This window comes from Duganella sp. Dugasp56 (assembly GCF_047304105.1).
Lineage (GTDB): Bacteria > Pseudomonadota > Gammaproteobacteria > Burkholderiales > Burkholderiaceae_D > Rugamonas > Rugamonas hordei.
The window spans coordinates 109,301-128,052 of record NZ_JBGLYQ010000011.1; the positions used below are offsets into that span (position 1 = coordinate 109,301).

The following is an 18,752-nucleotide window of genomic DNA, read 5'->3' on the forward strand; positions in this document are numbered from 1 at the left end:
ATCGCGGCGCTGGAAGCGCTATCACGTGATGCAAACGGCAAGCTTGTCTAAAGGATGTCTGCCGTTTCTTGATCTGGCGCAGCCTGGCCGCGATGTCACACTTTATGCGCGACGCGCGCCTACAGCGCCGGCATTTTGCGGAAGCCGACGCCCAGCCGGTTCCAGCCGTTGATGGTGTTGATGGCCAGCGTCAGGTCGACCTGCTCCTTCGGCGAGAACTGGGCCTGCAGCAGTTCGTAGTCGGCGTCCGGCGCGTGGGTGGTGGCGAGCGAGGTCAGGGCCTCGGTCCAGGCCAACGCCGCCTGTTCGCGCGGGGTGAAGAACGGCGTCTCGCGCCAGACGCTGACGCCATGCAGGCGGCGATCCGTTTCGCCGGCCTTGCGCGCATCGGTGGTGTGCATGTCGACGCAGAAGGCGCAGCCGTTGATCTGCGAGGAGCGCAGCTTCACCAGTTCCAGCAGCGACGGCTCCAGTCCCAGTTTGCTGACCGCCACTTCCAGCGCGACCATCGCTTTCATGGCGTCGGGAGAGGCGGTGTAGAAGTCGGTACGTGCATGCATGATCTTTTCCTTCAAGGTGGTTGGTTGGTGCAACCATTTTAGGAGGCCAATCATTGACTGCGGGTGGCCAATCCGGCCTAAAACGGGTAGACCACTGATGGCGATGGAGTGCTCAGCGCCCGGCGGCGGCGCGCTGGGCGGCGGGCAGGTTGCGGGCGATGGCGCGCAGCATCTGCTCGACGTCGATCGGCTTGGCGATGAAATCGTTCATGCCGGAGGCGATGCACTGCTCGCGCTCGGACAGCATGACGCCGGCCGTCATGGCCAGCACCGGCAGCTCCAGCTTCAACTCATGGCGGATCCTGGCGGTCGCTTCGAAGCCGTCCATTTCCGGCATCTGCACATCCATCAGCACCAGGTCGTAGCGGTGCCCGTCGCTGCGCAGCCGGTCCAGCGCGGCGCGGCCGTTGTCGACGGCGTCGATGGAGGCGCCGGCGTGCGACAGCATGGCCTGGGCCACCAGCTGGTTGATCGGATTGTCCTCGACCAGCAGGATGCGTACGCCGTCGATGCGCAGGCCTGCCGGCGGGCCGCCGTCCGCCGCCGGCGCCGCGACGGCCGCTGCATCCCCGGCGCCGGCGCTGGCGGCGCGGTCGCGCGCATAGTCCAGCGCCTGCAGCACCGTTTCGCCCAGCCGCGCCGTGGTGACGGGCTTCAGCAGCACCGCGTCGGCGGCCTGCGCGCCGTTCGTGTGCAGCAGCTTGCCCTGGCCGAAGGCGCTGACCATCAGCACCACGGCCGGCCCCTCGTCCGGCATGGCGGCGCGGATCGCCTGCATGGTTTCCAGGCCGTTCAGGCCGGGCATGTTCCAGTCGACCAGCACCGCGTCGTAGCGCGCGGCGCCGCGCAGCAGCGACAGCGCCAGTTCGCCGGATCCGGCGCGGTCGGCGCTCCAGCCCCGCGCGCGGACGGTGCGGCACAGGTAGTCGGCGCTGACCTCGTCGTCGTCGACCACCAGCAGATGGCGGACGGTGGCGACGGCGCCCGGCTGCGCCGCTTCGCCGGCGCGCTGCAGCGGCACCGTCAGCGTGAAGACGCTGCCGCTGCCCGGCGTGCTTTGGACCTCGATGGCGCCGCCCATCAGCGCCGCCAGCCGGCGCGAGATCGTCAGACCGAGGCCGGTGCCGCCGAAGCGCCGCGTCATCGACGCATCGCCCTGCGAGAACGGCGCGAACAACAGCGCCAACTGGTCCGCCGGCACGCCAATGCCGCTGTCGCGCACCGTGAAGCGCAGGGTCGCTTCGCCGGTGGGCGTGGCGCCGGCCAGCTCCACCAGCACGAAGACCGAGCCCTTCTCGGTGAACTTGATGGCGTTGCCGACCAGGTTGATCAGGATCTGCTGCAGGCGGTGGCCGTCGCCGAGCAGCGACTGCGGCACGTCCGGTTCCACGCCGATCGCCAGCTCCAGGTCCTTCTCGCCCGAATTGACGGTCATGATGGTGGCGATCGCCTCCAGCACGGCGCTCAGCTGGAACGGCGCCGGCGCCAGCTCCATGCGGCCGGCCTCGATCTTGGAGAAGTCCAGCACGTCGTTGAGTATGCTGAGCAGCGAATTGCCGGACGACCGTATCATCTCCAGGTACTTCTGCTGGTCCGGCGACAGCGTGGTATTGCCCAGCAGGTGAGTCATGCCCAGCACCGCGTTGAGCGGCGTGCGGATCTCGTGGCTCATGTTGGCGACGAATTCCGACTTGGCGCGGCTGGCCGCTTCGGCCAGGTCGCGGGCGACGATCAGCGAGCTTTCCGACTCGCGCAGCGCGGCGGTCTTTTCCTCGGCCAGCGCGCTGGCATAGGCCTGGCGCGCCGTCAGCGCGCGCACCACGCCGAAGAACAGCAGGCTGATAATGGCCCCGGCCAGCAGCACGATGTGTGATTTCTGGCGGTCGATCGAGTTTTCAAACGCCGGCAGCGACGTGAAGCGCAGCGTCCAGCCGTGCTGCAGCAGCGTCAGCGGCGCCGTCTGCCGGTAGGGATTGGGGTACTTCTGCAAGTCGTCGGCGCCGCGGCGGGCGCTGGTGTACAGATGGTCGGCGGGCGCGGTGCCGGCGCCGTCGAAGATCTCCAGCCGCACCTTGCTGTCGGCGTTGCCGAGCAGGCCGGTCATCAGGTCGTCGGCGCGGATCGGGCTGTAGGCGAAGCCCTGCAGCGCCGCCATGCGCTGTTCCATGCCGGCGCTGTCCGGCAAGCGCGCCTGCGTGCGATAGACCGGGACGTACAGCAGGAAGCCGGGCTGGCCGAGCTCGGGCGCGTCCTGCACCAGCACCACCTTGGACGACAGCACCGGCGCGCCGGTGCGCGCCGCCTCCAGCAGCGCGGCGCGGCGTATCGGCTCGGACATCATGTCGTAGCCGAAGGCGCGCCGGTTGCGTCCCAGCGACGGTTCCAGATACAGCACCACGGCCGACATCGAGCGATCGTAGGGTGAGCCCGGGGCGGCCCAGATATGAAATCCGGCCCAGTTGTCCAGGCGGCGGACGCGCTCCTCCAGCGCCTCGTGCTGGCCGGTCCGCAGCCAGGCGGCGTAGCCCAGGCCCAGCACGCCGGGGAAGTTGCGCGGCAAATCCAGTGCGTCGGCGAAAGCGCGGAACTGGGCGCGGCTGGGCTCCGGCTCGGCCTTGAACAGCGCCTGCGCGCCGCGCAGTCCCGCTTCGTACAAGTCCATGCGGCGCTCGATGCGTTCGGTGATCTCGGCGCATTCGGCGTCGAACTGTTCGCGCGCGCGGCGCTCGGTGCTCAGCGCGACGAGGTGCCAGACCGCCACCGTCAGGCCGAAGCCGACCAGCAGCGTGGCCCATTGCGCGGCGCTGTGATCGCGGACGCTGGCGTTCATGCGCCGGCGCTCGCTGGCGTCGGCGCACAGCACCATGCCGATCAGGCTGCACAGCACGACGAAGCTCTCGAGCGCGATGAGGGAGTCGTTCAGCGTGCCGACGGCGAACGGACCGAGGCCGCTGACGCTGCCCAGCACCGCGCCGCCGGCCGTCAGCAGGCACGCCAGGCTGGCACCGCGCAGGCCGAAGCGGTACGAGGCCTGGGCCACGCACAGCATGAACACATAGGGCAGCCATCCGAGGCCGTCGCCGGCCGAATAGCGGCGGCCGAACACCAGCGCGATCAAGGCCGACAGCGCGGCCAGCGACAGCAAGGCCTCCGCCCAGCGCTGCCGCGGCGACTGCTGCACATCACGGGCGCCGGCGCCGGGGCGGAGCCAGGCCAGGATCGCCGGCGCCACCACCAGCACGCCGGCGGTGTCGCCGACCCACCAGGTCAGCACCACGGTGGTGTAGGCGGAAGCGGGCACCAGGCCGCCGACGACCAGCGTGATGCTGCCGATGCCGGCGCTGACCACGCACATGGCCATCGCGATCAGCGCGAATTTGTAGACGTCCTGCAGTTGGCTCAGCGGCTGCGCGGTGTCGGTGTGGCGGCGCATCAGCCAGGCGCCGGCCAGCGCCTCCAGCGTATTGCCGGTCGCGATCAGCAGCGAGGCGGTCACCAGCCCGGCGCTGAACGGCACGCCGTTGGCGGTGAAGGTGGCGAGGTTGGCGGCCAGTGCGCCCAGCAGGATGGCGGGCCAGGCGCGGTAGCCCATCGCCACCACGGCGGCGAAGGCGATGCCCGACGGCGGCCAGACCGGCGTGGCGTTGGAGGTGGCAAAGGCCAGCAGCAGGCTGGCGCGCGCGATCAGGAAGTAGCAAGCCGTCAGCAGCACCAGTGCCAGCGGAGCGGGGCCTCGGCCCGGGTGGGAGGCCGCCGTGGTAACCGGATCGTAAGCTGCGCGCATGGCAGATGATGGGGTTGTCTCGTAAGCAACCACTATACCCCGAAAACAGACCTGGGAATGTGTGTGCGGCGCCACAGCCGCATTTGTCGGGTTTATAGTGAGCGGACGTAGCCAAACAGGCCTGCGACATGTAATACTTTGATATCATCTTTCTAGCGAGTGCGCGCTGCCCATGGCGTTCAAAAAGTTTTTGCCGTCCACTCTCAGGTTCCGGCTCAGTAGCCTGGTCATGCTGCTGGTGCTGGGCGCCACCGTCACGGTGACTGTGGTGGCGCTGATGTTGGCCGAGCGCGACATGAAAGAGGTGATCGGCAGCCAGCAATACGCGCTGCTGTCCGGGGCCGCCGCCCACATCGACGAGCACCTGGCCGGCAAGAAGGCGGTGCTGGCGGCGCTGGCCGAATCGCTGCCGGCGGCGACGCTGCGCGATCCGGCGGCGCTGCGGGCCTACCTGCTGGCGCGGCCGACGGCGCGCGGCCAGTTCTCCTATCTGGAAATCTATGACGGCCAGGGCGTGCTGACCAGCGCCATGGAAGAGGCCATGCCCGAGCAGCAGTACAGCGCCGCCGGCGCCGACTGGTTCGTGCAGACGCTGAAACGGCGGCGCGGCCAGGTGTCGGCGCCATTCGCCAGCAAGCTGGCCGGCGCGCCGACGGTGCTGATCTCGGCGCCGGTCTTCGACGCCGACGGCCGCGTCGTGCTGGTGCTGGCCGGCGGCATCAACCTGCTGCACTACGCGCCGTTCGAGGCGCTCAGCGCGCTCAAGCCGGGCAGCACCGGCTTCAACTTCATCATGACGGCCGAAGGGATTTTGCTGAGCCATCCGGACAAGAAGCGCATCCTGCACAGCATCAACGAGCGCCCCGGCGTCAATCTGGCCACGCAAAAGGCGCTGGAGGGCTTCCAGGGCTGGATGGAGGCGGAGAACAAGGATCACGTCAAGGGCATTTATTCGTATCGCCGCCTGCAGCACGCGCGCTGGATCGCCGCGGCGCGCTTCCCCAGCGACGAGGCGCTGGCGCCGCTGCGCGAATTGCGCTACGAGGCGGCCATCGCATCGACGGTGTTCGCCGGGCTGGCGGGCGTGCTGGCGTGGCTGGGTATCGCGCGCTTGCTGCACCCCCTGCAGCGGCTGCGCCGCAACATCGCCGAGGTCAAGGACAGCCACGCCGGCATCCAGGTGCTGCAGCTGGACCGCAAGGATGAAATCGGCGAATTGAGCGGCGCCTTCTACCGCCTGATGGCCGAGCGGGAGGCGGCGCAGATGCGCACCTACGAAAGCGAAAAGCGCGCGCGCATCCTGGCCGACAACCTGCCGCTGCTGGTGGCCTACCTGGACCGCGACTTGCGCTACCTGTTCACCAACGAACACTATCGCACGCAGTGGGGCATCGACCCGCAATCGATGCTGGGCAAGACCGTGAGCGAGGTGTTCGGCGAGGCTTCCGCAGCCTGGCACGGCGACTTGCGGCAGGCGCTGTCCGGCCGCCGGCTGCACTATGAACGGGAACTGCTCCTCAATGGCCAGGTCCAGCATTTCATGGTCGACCTGGTGCCCGATATCGCCGGCGGCGGCGAGGTGCTGGGCACCTACCTGATGGCGATGGACATCACCGACCGCAAGAACGCGGAGCTGATGCAGGCCGCCGGCGAGCAGCGCGCCGCCGCCGCCAGCCGCGCCAAGAGCGAATTCGTGGCCAACATGAGCCACGAGATCCGCACGCCGATGAACGCGGTGCTGGGTGTGGCCTACCTGCTGGGGAACACGGAGCTGAGCGCGCCGCAAAAGGAATACGTGGACATGATACGGTCGTCGGGCAACGTCCTGCTGGGCATCCTGAACGACGTGCTGGACTTTTCCAAGATCGAGGCGGGGCGCATGGAGCTGGCGCCCACCGTCTTCCAGCTGGACGAAGTGCTGGACGCGGTGGCGCAGGTCATGATGCCGAACGCGGAGGCCAGAGGCATCAGCCTGGCCATCGGCGCCGACAGCGCCGTGCCGCAGTCGCTGGTCGGCGACGCCATGCGTCTGCAGCAGATATTGATCAACCTGGTCGGCAACGCCATCAAGTTCACCGCGCAGGGCCAGGTGGCGCTGCGGGTGGCGCGCGTCGACGGCGCCGCCGCGTACCATGCCGCGTACCAGTACGGCGCCGACGCGGTCGGCCTGCGCTTTGTGGTGCGCGACACCGGCATCGGCATGGACCTGGAGCAGCAGAGCCGTTTGTTCGAAGCCTTCAACCAGGCCGACGCTTCCACCACGCGGCGCTATGGCGGCACCGGTCTGGGGCTGGCCATTTGCCGCCAGCTGGCGGAGCTGATGGGCGGCGGCATCGCCGTCAGCAGCACGCCGGGCATGGGCAGCGAATTCGTCGTCACGCTGCCGTTCCAGCTGGCGCGGACCGAACCAGCCGCGCCGGTGGCGCCGCTGAATGAGGAGACGGGCGAGCAGTGCCTCAAGGGATTGCGCCTGCTGCTGGTCGAGGACCATCCGCTGAACCAGGTGGTGGCGCGCGGCATGCTGGAATACGCCGGCGCCAGCGTCGACGTGGCCGAGAACGGCCAGCTGGCGGTGGACCGCCTGCGCGAGCACGGCGGCGACTACGATATCGTGCTGATGGACGTGCAGATGCCGGTCATGGACGGTTTTGCCGCCACCGCCGCGATCCGCGAGGAACTGAAGCTGGACTTGCCCATCCTGGCGATGACGGCCGGCGTGATGCAGTCGGAGCAGGAGCGCTGCGTCGCCGCCGGCATGAACGACTTCATCCCCAAGCCGGTCGATGTCGAGCAGATGCTGGAGATTATCTCGCGCCATCTGCCGGCGCGCCTGCGTTCCTGAGCTGCCTGAGCTACTTTGCTGTGGCCCTCCAGCGCATTTCGCGCCGCCGGACTGCATTTCGCGCCGGGCGCGCGCATTTCGTCGCATTGGCGGCCGTAGCCGGGCGGCGCTGGCTAGAGTGGAAGCACATTCACTCACCGGAGCACATCATGCGACTTGCCATCCTTGCCGCCGCCATCCTCGCAGCCACCGCCAGCACGCCATCGCGCGCCGCCGACCTGACCATCGCCGTCACCGGCGTGGCCAGCGCCCAGGGCCAGATCATGGTGGCCTTGTACAATTCCGCCGACACCTTCCAGATCAAGCCATACCGTGCGGTCGTCGCGCCGGCCGCCGCCGGTTCCGTGCAGATCGCGGTCAAGGACCTGCCGGCCGGCGACTACGCCTTCGCGCTGTACCACGACGCCAACGGCAACGGCAAACTGGATCGCAACCTGATCGGCATGCCGACCGAGGACTACGCCTTCAGCAACAACGCCATGGGCAAGCAACGCCCACCGGCCTACGAGGCGGCGCGCTTCCAGGTGCCGGCCGCCGGCGCAGTGGCCAGCGTCAGCCTGCGCTGATCGGGGGCGACATGGACAACCGTCGTCAATTCCTCGCGCGCGGCATGGGCCTGGCCGCACTCGGCCTCACTTCCGGCACCGCGCTGGCCGACAGCGCCACCTTGCGCAGCTTCCACCAGGCCCTCGGGCGCAATCCCATGCTGTCGCTGTATGCCGGCTCTGAAGGCGACCAGTCCGGCGACGCCGTGCTCCATGGCAGCCTGCCCGACGACTTGCGCGGCGTCTTTTACCGCAACGGGCCGGGGCGCTTCGAACTGGGCGGAGAGCGTTACCATCACTGGTTCGACGGCGACGGTTTTGCCCAGCGCTGGCAGATCGGCGGCGGCAAGGTAAGCCATCGCGGACGCTTCGTGGCAACGCAAAAGTTCGCCGAGGAGAGTGCGGCGGGGCAGTTCCTGTATCCGGCCTTCGGCACCCATATCGATCGCAAGGCGGCCAGGAACAACGACACCGTCAATGCCGCCAACACCAATCTGCTGCCGCTGAACGGCCGCGTTTATGCGCTGTGGGAGGGCGGATCGGCGGTGGAGGTCGACCCGGCGACGCTGGAGACGCGGGGCATCAAGACCTGGCGCGACGACATGAAGGCGATGCCGTTTTCGGCGCATCCCAAAATGGATCCGGACGGCGGCCTGTGGAACTTCGGTAATCTGCCGGGCAGCGACCGCCTGGTGCTCTACCGCCTGAACGCAGCCGGTGAACTGACCCGCACGGCCATGATCAACGTGCCGCAACTGAATATGGTGCATGATTTCGTCGTCAGCGGGCGCCACCTGATCTTCCTGGTGCCGCCTTACGACATGCGTCCCGGCGACGATTTGAGCTTGCGCGAAAGCCTGCAGTGGAACGGCGAGCGTCCGCTGCGCGCGGTGGTCGTCGCCAAGGATACGCTGCAGCTGCGCCAGGTGTTCGAACTGCCTGGACGTTCGGTCTTCCATCTCGGGAACGCCTTCGAGGACGGCGCCTGCACCCGGTTGGACTGCGTCATGCACGAAGGCGACATGCTGCCAAGGCTGGCGTTGCCGATGCACGGCGAGGCGATTCCATACAGTGCCGGCTCCAGCAGCACGGTGCAGATCACGCTGGACTATGCCGCCGGCCAGGCGCGCGAGGCGCGGCTGTTCGGCGTCGGCGAGTTTCCACGGGTGGCGCCGCAGGTGGTGTCGGCGCGCCATCGCAAGCTGGCCGTGCTGGGCGCCAGCGCAGGCGCTGAACATATCCTCAACACCGTCAACCTGATCGACACCGACAGCGGCAAGGCCGACAGCTACCGCTTCGACGCCGGTTGGCAGGTCGAGGAGCACGTGCTGGTGCCGCGCCGAGGTGCCGGCACCGGCGCGGGCTCGGAAACCGACGGCTACCTGGTCGGCGTGGCGCAGGACGCGCGGCGCGGCCAGACGGTGCTGACGGTGTTTGATGCGCACAACATCAAGGCCGGTCCGAGGGCGTTGGCGCGCTTGCCATATCGCGCGCCGCTTTGCTTTCATGGTAACTTTCTGCCGGCTTGAATATTATGGACACCATTATGAATAACCGCAGCATGCCGCCGCTGGGCCACCCGCTGGAATTGATACCGTTTTTCCGGCGCTGGCCGCCGTCGATGCGGCGCAACCTGCTGTACACGCTGATCTGGAGCTGCGGCCTTGGCGCGTTGCTGACCGCGGTGGAGATCGCGTTCTTGCACGACCGTAAGCCGCTGCTCGGCTATCTGCTGCCGATGCTGCTGATCTCCAACCTGATCGGCTTCATGATACACGGCGGCTCGATGCTGGCCAGTTCCCTGACGGACGGCCGGTCGAGCCGCATGAGGGGCCTGCCGCGGCTGATGTTCAGCATCTGCCTGGTGGGATCCAGCGTCCTGCTGGGACTGGGGCTGGGCAACGCGCTGTTGAGCGGGAAGAATCCGTTCGAACTGCTGGCCAACCGCAGCGTGCTGCTGCAATCGCTGGTGCTGGCGGTGGCGATCGCGCTGGTGATGTACTGGGTGCGCGGCTCCGCTGAAAAGCGCCTCGAACGCGCGCTTGACGAGGCGCGGCAGAAGGAGTTGATGGCGTCGACCGCGCGGCTGCTGGCGGAGGCGCGCCTGCGCGCGCTGCAGGCGCAGATCGAGCCGCACTTCCTGTACAACACGCTGGCCAATGTGGTGAGCCTGATCGGGCCCAAGCCGGCGCAGGCCCAGCACATGCTGGAGCGCTTCATCGATTATCTGCGCGCCAGCCTGGCGTCCAGCCGCAGCGAGGAGGCCACGCTGGGCACGGAGACCAGGCTGGTCGCCGCCTACCTGGACGTGCTGGCGGTGCGCATGGGCGAACGCCTGCGCTACCGCATCGAGCTGCCGGACGAACTGCGGCAGTTCGCCATCGCGCCGATGCTGCTGCAGCCGGTGGTGGAAAACGCCATCTCTCATGGCCTGGAGCCGAAAGTGGAGGGCGGCGAGATCGTCGTCAGCGCGCGCGTCGAGGGTGCCTGGCTATGCCTGCAGATCAGCGACACCGGCGTCGGCCTGCAGGAGACGGCATCGGCCAAGCCGGGCGGCGGCGTCGGCCTGAGCAACCTGCGCGAGCGCCTGCGCAGTTTGTATGGCGGCGCGGCTCGGGTAGAATTATTGGAAAATCAACCTTGCGGCATGACGGTGCGCCTGATGCTGCCTTTGAAAGCGAGTCCGATATCAATACTCCCCGCGCCCTGATCGCAGACGACGAAGAGCATCTGCGCGACTATCTGGAAACCCAGCTGAAAACCGCGTGGCCGGAGCTGCGGGTGATCGCCAAGGCCGCCAACGGCCTCGAAGCCCTGCGCCTGATCGACGAGGAGGCGCCGGACGTAGCCTTCCTCGATATCCGCATGCCCGGCATGACGGGGCTGGACGTGGCGGCACGGCTGGTGGCCGGAGCCAGGCCGCCGCTGATCGTGTTCGTCACCGCCTTCGACCAGTATGCGGTGGAGGCGTTCGAGCATTCGGCGGTGGACTACCTGCTCAAGCCGGCCAGCGAGGAACGGCTGGCCAAGACCGTGGCCAAATTGAAGGGCAAGCTGGTGGCGCCGGCCGCATCGTCCGCTACGGCGGCGATTTCGGCGGCCACGTTGCAGGCGTTGCTGCAGCAGTTGAGCGGCGCGGCGGTGGCTGCGGCCGCCCCGGCGCCCAATCTGCAATGGATACGGGCCTCGCAGGGCGATCAAACCCGGTTGATCTCCATCGACGAAGTGATTTACTTCCAGAGCAACGACAAGTACACCAGTGTGTTCCTGGCCGACGGCGAGAGCCTGATCCGCACGCCGATCAGCAAGCTGCGAGAACAGCTCGATGAGCAGCAGTTCTGGCAGATCCACCGCAGCGTGATAGTCGCGGCGAAGCACGTGGCAGGCACCCGCCAGGACTTTCGCGGGCGCCTGATGGTTCAGCTGAAGGACCGTCCGGAGCAGCTGGTCGTCAGCCGCAACTACGTGGACCTGTTCAAACAGATGTAGAACTTATTTGATCTGGACGTTGGTGGCGGGGATGTGATACGCGTCGTAGTAGTAACGCTTGTACAGCGCGGCCAGCGTGCCGTCTCTGGCCATGTCGCGCATGGCGCGCTCCAGTACCTCAAGCCGCTGCGGTGTCACGCTTTTGCGCGAGACCGCGATGGAACGCTGAGCATCGTGATCGGGCACGCGGTACGGCGCCTTCTCCAGGCGGCCCTCCAGGTGCAGGTCGGCGATCAGCGCTTCGCCCTGGTCCTCCGGTATCAGCACCGCATCGATGCGGCCCAGCGCCAGCTTGCGGAAGTTCGCTTCCATGTCCTTCACGGCTTCCTTTTTCAGGCTCTTGTCCTGGTCGAAGCGTTCGAAGTATTCCGCGCCCAGCTTGACGCCGATGCGCAACTGCGCCAGGTCCGCATAGCCGCGGATGACGGTCTGCCGGCCGGCGGGCACGTAGAACACGCGGTCGGCGCCATGTTCGCGATACGGAGTGTGCAGGAAGCGCAGATAGGCCTTGCGTTCCGGGGTTTCGCGCAGGCCGATGATGATGTCGGCGCTGCCTTGTTCCAGCATGAGCAGGCAGCGTTTCAGCGGGCAGTTGCGGATATCCAGCGCCAGACCGCTGCGCCTGGCCAGCTCGCGGACAATCTCGGTGTAGGCGCCGCCATAGACGCCGTTGTCTTCGGTCTTCCAGGGCAGCAGTTCATCGAACGCCAGCACCAGCGGCGCTTCGGCATGCGCCGGCACTGCCGGCAGCGCTGCCAGTAGCGCCGCCAACAGTGGAGCAAAGAGTTTTTTACCTGGCCAGTACAGGATGGACTTTCGCCGCGGCTTCCTTGGCGCGTGCGCGGGCGGTGTCGACGTCGTCGGCGGTGGCCAGCGCCACGCCCATGCGGCGGCGCGCGAACGATTCCGGTTTGCCGAACAGGCGGATGTCGGAGCCCGGCACGCGCAGCGCTTCCGCCACGCCTTCAAAGGCGATGCCGGCCGCGTCGTGCTGGCCGTAGATCACCGCCGACGCACCCGGCGATTTCATCGCGACATTGACCGGCAGGCCGAGGATGGCCTTGGCGTGCAGTTCGAACTCGCTTTGCAGCTGGGTCGCCATCGTCACCATGCCGGTATCGTGCGGACGCGGGCTCACTTCCGAGAACCAGACCATGTCATCCTTGACGAACAACTCCACACCGAACAGCCCGAGGCCGCCCAGGTCGCCGGTGACTTTTTGGGCGATGTCGCGCGCGCGCGCCAACGCCAGTGGATTCATGCGGCACGGCTGCCACGATTCGACGTAGTCGCCTTGCACCTGCACGTGGCCGATCGGATCGCAGAACTGGGTTTCGACCTGGCCATCGGCGCCGATGGAGCGCACCGTCAGCAGCGTGATTTCGTAGTCGAAGTCGATGAAGCCTTCAACGATCACCCGGCCGGAATCGACGCGGCTGCCGGCAGCGGCGTAATCCCACGCGGCCTTGACTTCGGCCGCGCTGTCGATCTTGGACTGGCCCTTGCCGGACGAGGACATCACCGGCTTGATCACGCACGGGAAACCGATGGCGGCGGTGGCCGCTTCCAGTTCCGCCAGGCTGCTGGCGAAGCGGTACGGCGACGTCGCCAGGCCCAGCGTTTCGGCAGCGAGGCAGCGGATGCCTTCGCGGTTCATCGTCAACTGGGCGGCGCGCGCGGTCGGGATGCAGGTGATCTTGCCGGCTTGTTCCAGCGCGGCCAGCGTGTCGGTGGCGATGGCCTCGATTTCCGGCACGATCAGGTCGGGCTTTTCCAGTGCGATCAGGGCGGCCAGCGCGGCGCCGTCGGCCATGTTGATGACGTGGGCACGGTGTGCGACCTGATGGCCTGGCGCATTCGGATAGCGGTCGACGGCGATCACTTCAACGCCCAGACGCTGCAGCGCGATGATGACTTCCTTGCCCAGCTCACCGGAACCGAGCAGCATGACTTTGGTGGCGTTGGGGGACAGCGGCGTACCGAAAATGCGTGGAGTGTTCATGAATAGTATGGACGTGTTTAGAAAGAGTAGACCAGTGTTACCGAGGTCTGTGTATCGGTGTTCTTTTTATCTTCGGGGACGTTGGTGTCGTTGCGCACGCTGAAGGCGGCCTTCATCTGCATGGTGCTGTTGATTTTGGTGCGCAACGCCGTCTCGGCCAGCGAGTGAATATTCGAGGTGCCGCGTTCGACGCTGAGGTTCTGCGTAAACAGAGCGCTGTCGCTCAGCTTCCATTTCAGATTGGCCGCGCCGCGCACCGTCAGGCCGCTCTCGGTTTCGCCGGTGGAGCGCGCGCCGCTGAAGTAGCCCGGGCCGATTTCCACGTCCAGCGTGCTTTCCGGCGTCTTGTATGCCTCGGTGCCGTAGCCGACGCCGACGGTCGAATAGCGCGTGTAGGCGCCGAACTTGTCGTTCACATGGGTGGCCAGCGCGAACAGTTTGTCGTGGTCCTGCAGCAGCTTGTATGCGGCCTTGGCGGAGGCCGAGTAGCGCTGGGCGGAGCGCTCGCGCACCTTTTCGCCGTCGGCTTGCGTGACCTGTTCGTCCTTGAAATAGCCGGCCAGGATGTATTCGTTGCTCCAGTCGGGCCGCTCCTGCTTGGCATCGAGCTTGCCGGTGACCGAGGTGCCGACGGTGTTGCCTGAAGTGGAGATGGCGCCCAGTTCGGCGGAATTATTCCAGCCGTGATCGGGGACGGAGTCGGCGACAGCGTAGCCGTGCGCCATGAAGAGGAGTGCAGGGATAAGAAGTATAGCTTTCATCCCGACATTGTACCCGAGGCGGAAAAACCACGGCGCCAAACGGACTGATGCTCTCCGTGCGCGGCCGCACAGATTAACTTGGAAAATTGCGAGAAAATCAATTGACTTGTTAAAAAGGATAGATCATGAACACCTCCCTGCGACTGATGCAACTGTTTGCCTGCGCGGCATTGGCCGCCTCCAGCGCGTACTCCGCCGCGGCCGTCAATCGCTGCGTCGGCCCCGATGGCGTGGTTCTGTTCACCGACCAGGAATGCCCGGTCTCCAGCCGCTCCGCCAGCAGCGATGATGGCAGCGTGGGTATCGCCATCAACACCGGCGGCGTTACGGCCAGGTCGGACGATGGCGTCGAGCACGTATCACCCGGCATCGTGCGGGCATCGCTGCCGCGCAGCGTCTGGGCCGATCTGCCGCGTCCTTTGCAACGTAAAACCATCGGTCTGGATGCGGGAACGCTGCAGGCCGCCCGGGTAACCATGCAGATGCAGGACGAGATGCGCCGTCAACGCCATGTCGCCTCCCTGCGCTAATTAAGATAAATATGAAAATTTCACTAGTTGCGGCACTCGCCGCATTGACGTTCACGGCCCACGCTAGCGCCGACACCAACCTGGCCTATCTGGGCCAGGTTGCCGCCTATGGCCCAGGGATCGGCGACTCGGCCGGCGCGCAGTACGGCGGAGGTATGGCATCGCTGGACAGCGTCACCGACGGCACGTTCACGCCGCTCGGGCAGCAGTGGAATTATGGATCGGTGTACTGGTCGGGCCTCGACAGCGGCGTGACGATCACGCTGTCGCATCTCGCCTCAGTCGGCCGGCTGGTACTGGAAGCGGATAATAACGACGACTACCGCATCGAATTCCTCGACCGCGCAAGCGTCTGGCGGAGTCTGACGACGGTCGAAACCGACAAGGCCGAACAGGGCCAGAATTTGTACGGCGGCTTGCTGTCGACGTCGATCGAGGCGCGCGCCTTCCGCATATCCGCCTACGGTGACAATCATTATTCGGTGGCGGAATTCCAGGCCGGCGGCGACCGGATCGCGGATGACACGCCTCCCCAGCCGGTGCCGGAACCGACGACCTGGTTGATGCTGGGCGCCGGCCTGGCCGTGCTGGGTGCGCGGAAAAAACTCGGCTGGTTCTCCAGCTGATCATCTAGCTGATCAACCAGTAGTCCGGCCGCGCGTAAATCTCCTTCAGCATGTCGATGAAGAAGCGCACCTTGGCCGGCAAGTGGCGCTGCTGCGGATAGACGGCCATGATGTCGTACTGCGGCAGCGCGTAATCATCGAGCACGGTGATCAATTCTCCCGACGCCAGCTGCGCCTGGATTTCCCACGACGAGCGCCATGCCAGCCCCAGTCCCTCGGTGGCCCAGCGGTGCAGCAGCTCGCCGTCGTTGCAGTTCAAATTGCCGTCCGCGCGCACGGTCACCTGCTTGCCCTGAACCTGAAAGTACCAGCCACGCTGCTGCCCGCCTTGCAGGTTGAAGGCCAGGCAGTTGTGGTCGGCCAGGTCGTCCAGCGTGCGCGGTATGCCGTTGCGCTCGAAGTACTCCGGCGTGCCGCACACCACGCGGCGGTTGCTGGCCAGCTTGACGGCGACAAAACTCGGATCGATCACGCCGCCGATGCGGATGCCCACGTCATAACCGTCCCTGACCAGGTCGACCACGCGGTCGGTCAGGTTGAACGAAATCTGCACGTCCGGATGCGCGCGCACGAAGCCCGCCGCATGCGGCGCCACGTGCTTGCGGCCGAACGCCGCCGGCGCCGAGACGGTCAGGTGGCCGGTGGCGCGGTGTCGCCCCTCCGACACCATGCGGTCCGCATGGCCCAGATCCGCTAGTAATTTGCGGCAATGGTCCAGATACAGCGTGCCTTGTTCGGTCAGCGTCTGATGGCGGGTGGTGCGGTGCATCAGCTTCACACCCAGCCTTTTTTCCAGCGCATCGATACGCCTGCCCAGCATGACGGGCGTGATGTGCTGCCCCATGGCCGCGCGTACCAGGCTGCCTTTTTCGGCCACGTCGACGAAGGCCTCGATTTGCGTAAGTTTGTCCATGTCCCGATTATTCCATACTTATTCGATATTGTGGGTATCGAATAAAGCGAGAGTTTGTCTTCTTATCACAGCGCTTCTTTCCCGCTACGATGGCTCCATTGACTTCAATACTCAACTGACAGGGGACCAGCATGGCACGGATGACAGCAGCGCAGGCAGCAGCAATCGTTTTGGAAAAAGAGGGCGTGAACCAGGTATTCGGTGTTCCGGGCGCCGCGATCAATCCATTTTACGCGGCATTGAAGAAGCAGGGTAGTGCCAAGCACATCCTGGCTCGCCACGTCGAGGGCGCCTCGCACATGGCCGAAGGCTACACCCGCGCCACGGCCGGCAACATCGGCGTCTGCATCGGCACCTCCGGCCCGGCCGGCACCGACATGATCACCGGTTTGTATTCGGCCCAAGCAGATTCCATACCAATCCTCTGCATTACCGGCCAGGCGCCGCGTGCCCGCCTGTACAAGGAAGATTTCCAGGCGGTCGACATCGAATCGATCGCCAAGCCGGTCACCAAATGGGCCGTCACCGTGCGCGAGCCGGCGCTGGTGCCGATGGTGTTCCAGCAGGCTTTCCACATCATGCGCTCCGGCCGTCCCGGCCCGGTGCTGGTCGACCTGCCGTTCGACGTGCAGATGGCCGAGATTGAATTCGATCCGGACACCTACCAGCCGCTGGAGCCGTACAAGCCGAAAGCCACCCGCGCCCAGATCGAAAAAGCGCTGACGATGCTGAACGACGCCGAAGCGCCTTTGATCACCGCCGGCGGTGGCGTCATCAACGCCGACGCTGCCGACCTGCTGGTGCAGTTCGCCGAACTGACCGGCGTGCCGGTGATCCCGACGCTGATGGCGTGGGGCGCGATCCCGGACGACCACAAGCTGATGGTCGGCATGGTCGGCCTGCAAACCAGCCACCGCTACGGCAACGCCACGCTGCTGGCGTCGGACTTCGTGTTCGGCATCGGCAACCGCTGGGCCAACCGCCACACCGGCACCATCGAGGTGTACACCAAGGACCGTAAATTCGTCCACATCGATATCGAACCGACCCAGATCGGCCGCGTGTTCGGCCCGGACTTCGGCATCGTCTCCGACGCAGGCGCCGCGCTGAAGCTGATGATCGAAGTAGCGACCGAATGGAAAGCCGCCGGCAAGCTGAAAGACCGCTCGGCCTGGGTGTCCCAATGTAATGAACGCAAGCGCACCATGCAGCGCAAGACCCACTTCGAGCAGGTGCCGGTCAAGCCGCAGCGTGTGTACGAAGAGATGAACAAGGCCTTCGGCCGCGACACCTGCTACGTCAGCACCATCGGCCTGTCGCAGATCGCCGCCGCGCAGTTCCTGCACGTGTATAACGCACGCCACTGGATCAACTGCGGCCAGGCCGGTCCGCTGGGCTGGACCATCTCGGCGGCGCTGGGCGTGGCCGCGGCCGATCCGAAGCGCAAAGTGGTGGCGATCTCCGGCGACTACGACTTCCAGTTCATGATCGAAGAGCTGGCCGTCGGTGCGCAATTCAAGCTGCCTTACCTGCACGTGGTGGTGAACAACTCCTACCTCGGCCTGATCCGCCAGTCGCAGCGCGGCTTCGACATGGACTTCTGCGTACAGCTGTCGTTCGAGAACATCAACGCGCCGGAACTGAACGGCTACGGCGTCGATCACGTCGCCGTGGTGGAGGGCCTGGGCTGCAAGGCGATCCGCGTCACCAATGCCGACGACCTGCCGGCCGCCTTCGAGCAGGCCAACAAGTGGATGGAAGAGTTCCGCGTGCCGGTGGTGGTCGAGGTGATCCTGGAGCGCGTGACCAATATCGCCATGGGCACCGACATCGACAAGATCAACGAGTTCGAAGAACTGGCACTGAGCGCCGCCGACGCGCCAACCGCCGTCACGCTGATGGACTAAGGAGCAATCACATGACCAAACTTGCAGCCAATCTGACCATGCTGTTCACCGAAGTGCCGTTCCTGGAGCGCTTCGAGGCGGCGGCCCGCGCCGGATTCAAGGCGGTGGAGTTCCTGTTCCCGTATCCGTACAGCGCCGGTGAGCTGGCCGGACTGCTGAAGGCCAACAAGCTGGAACTGGTGCTGCACAACCTGCCGGCCGGGAATTGGGAAGCGGGCGAGCGTGGCATCGCCTGCCATCCGGACCGCGTGCAGGAGTTCCGCGACGGCGTCTGGACCGCGATCGCCTATGCCAAGGAGCTGGGCGTCAAGCAGCTGAACTGCCTGGTCGGCATCGTGCCGGCCGGCGTGACGCGGCAGGATGCGCAGTCGGTGCTGGTGGAGAACCTGAAGTTCGCCGCCGATGCGCTGAAGGACGAGGGCATCCGCCTGCTGGTCGAGCCGATCAACACCTTCGACATTCCAGGCTTCTTCCTGACCAATACGGCGCAGGCGGCGGCACTGATCGAGGCCACCGGTTCGGACAACCTGTTCATCCAGTACGACATCTATCACATGCAGCGCATGGAAGGCGAACTGACGAACACCATCAAGAAGCACCTGCCGCTGATCCGTCACGTGCAGCTGGCGGACAACCCGGGCCGCAACGAGCCGGGCACCGGCGAGATCGGCTACCGCTACCTGTTCGACCAGCTGAGCGTTGCCGGCTACGACGGCTGGATCGGCTGCGAGTACAAGCCGCGCACCACCACCGAAGCAGGACTGGGCTGGCGTGCGGCCCACGGCCTCTGAGG

15 protein-coding genes are annotated in these 18,752 nt (G+C 66.1%); 9 read left to right on the forward strand and 6 right to left on the reverse strand.

The window, feature by feature from the left end; genetic code table 11:
- Positions 1-119 precede the first annotated feature (119 nt).
- Both ACCD07_RS09955 and ACCD07_RS09960 read right to left on the reverse strand, forming a co-directional pair.
- Positions 120-560: a carboxymuconolactone decarboxylase family protein gene (locus ACCD07_RS09955; RefSeq protein ID WP_353398598.1), complete on the reverse strand. Its 441-nt coding sequence runs from the start codon at positions 558-560 to the stop codon at positions 120-122.
- 112 nt (positions 561-672) lie between these two features.
- Positions 673-4,344 carry a CHASE domain-containing protein gene (locus ACCD07_RS09960; protein WP_413447241.1) on the reverse strand — a complete coding sequence of 1,224 codons (3,672 nt, stop codon included), beginning with the start codon at positions 4,342-4,344 and terminating at the stop codon, positions 673-675.
- Between the two features lie 172 nt (positions 4,345-4,516).
- On the opposite strand from ACCD07_RS09960, the gene ACCD07_RS09965 reads away from it, so the two are divergent.
- From ACCD07_RS09965 to ACCD07_RS09985, 5 genes are all read left to right on the forward strand, one after another.
- Positions 4,517-7,186, forward strand: a complete 2,670-nt coding sequence (locus ACCD07_RS09965; protein WP_413447242.1) for an ATP-binding protein — start codon at positions 4,517-4,519, stop codon at positions 7,184-7,186.
- Positions 7,187-7,335: 149 nt separating this feature from the next.
- Positions 7,336-7,752, forward strand: coding sequence for a DUF2141 domain-containing protein (locus tag ACCD07_RS09970; protein WP_413447243.1), 417 nt, complete (start codon positions 7,336-7,338; stop codon positions 7,750-7,752).
- Between the two features lie 11 nt (positions 7,753-7,763).
- Positions 7,764-9,260: a carotenoid oxygenase family protein gene (locus tag ACCD07_RS09975; RefSeq protein ID WP_413447244.1), complete on the forward strand. Its 1,497-nt coding sequence runs from the start codon at positions 7,764-7,766 to the stop codon at positions 9,258-9,260.
- A gap of 17 nt (positions 9,261-9,277) precedes the next feature.
- On the forward strand, positions 9,278-10,441 hold the full coding sequence (locus tag ACCD07_RS09980) for a sensor histidine kinase (protein WP_413447245.1): 1,164 nt from the start codon (positions 9,278-9,280) through the stop codon (positions 10,439-10,441).
- Between the two features lie 20 nt (positions 10,442-10,461).
- A complete protein-coding gene (locus ACCD07_RS09985) occupies positions 10,462-11,220 on the forward strand; it encodes a LytR/AlgR family response regulator transcription factor (RefSeq protein WP_413447277.1) in 759 nt (252 codons plus the stop codon).
- A 3-nt stretch (positions 11,221-11,223) separates the two neighbouring features.
- On the opposite strand, the gene ACCD07_RS09990 is transcribed toward ACCD07_RS09985, so the two are convergent.
- Genes ACCD07_RS09990 through ACCD07_RS10000 form a run of 3 tightly spaced genes read right to left on the reverse strand, consistent with a single transcriptional unit; the run spans position 11,224 to position 13,947 of the window.
- The gene (locus tag ACCD07_RS09990; RefSeq protein WP_413447246.1) at positions 11,224-11,991 is read right to left on the reverse strand and encodes a substrate-binding periplasmic protein; all 768 of its coding nucleotides are present in this window, start codon (positions 11,989-11,991) and stop codon (positions 11,224-11,226) included.
- A 19-nt stretch (positions 11,992-12,010) separates the two neighbouring features.
- Positions 12,011-13,222, reverse strand: a complete 1,212-nt coding sequence (purT, locus tag ACCD07_RS09995; RefSeq protein WP_413447247.1) for a formate-dependent phosphoribosylglycinamide formyltransferase — start codon at positions 13,220-13,222, stop codon at positions 12,011-12,013.
- Between the two features lie 17 nt (positions 13,223-13,239).
- Complete coding sequence (locus ACCD07_RS10000; RefSeq protein ID WP_413447248.1) at positions 13,240-13,947, reverse strand: YdiY family protein; 708 nt, start codon at positions 13,945-13,947, stop codon at positions 13,240-13,242.
- Positions 13,948-14,108: 161 nt separating this feature from the next.
- On the opposite strand from ACCD07_RS10000, the gene ACCD07_RS10005 reads away from it, so the two are divergent.
- On the forward strand, positions 14,109-14,513 hold the full coding sequence (locus ACCD07_RS10005; protein WP_413447249.1) for a DUF4124 domain-containing protein: 405 nt from the start codon (positions 14,109-14,111) through the stop codon (positions 14,511-14,513).
- A gap of 11 nt (positions 14,514-14,524) precedes the next feature.
- The gene (locus ACCD07_RS10010) at positions 14,525-15,139 is read left to right on the forward strand and encodes a PEP-CTERM sorting domain-containing protein (protein WP_413447250.1); all 615 of its coding nucleotides are present in this window, start codon (positions 14,525-14,527) and stop codon (positions 15,137-15,139) included.
- Positions 15,140-15,143: 4 nt separating this feature from the next.
- On the opposite strand, the gene ACCD07_RS10015 is transcribed toward ACCD07_RS10010, so the two are convergent.
- Positions 15,144-16,052: a LysR family transcriptional regulator gene (locus ACCD07_RS10015; protein ID WP_413447251.1), complete on the reverse strand. Its 909-nt coding sequence runs from the start codon at positions 16,050-16,052 to the stop codon at positions 15,144-15,146.
- A gap of 131 nt (positions 16,053-16,183) precedes the next feature.
- On the opposite strand from ACCD07_RS10015, the gene gcl reads away from it, so the two are divergent.
- Complete coding sequence (gene gcl / locus ACCD07_RS10020; RefSeq protein ID WP_176650770.1) at positions 16,184-17,959, forward strand: glyoxylate carboligase; 1,776 nt, start codon at positions 16,184-16,186, stop codon at positions 17,957-17,959.
- Positions 17,960-17,970: 11 nt separating this feature from the next.
- On the forward strand, positions 17,971-18,750 hold the full coding sequence (hyi, locus tag ACCD07_RS10025) for a hydroxypyruvate isomerase (protein WP_413447252.1): 780 nt from the start codon (positions 17,971-17,973) through the stop codon (positions 18,748-18,750).
- The last annotated feature ends 2 nt before the right edge of the window (positions 18,751-18,752 follow it).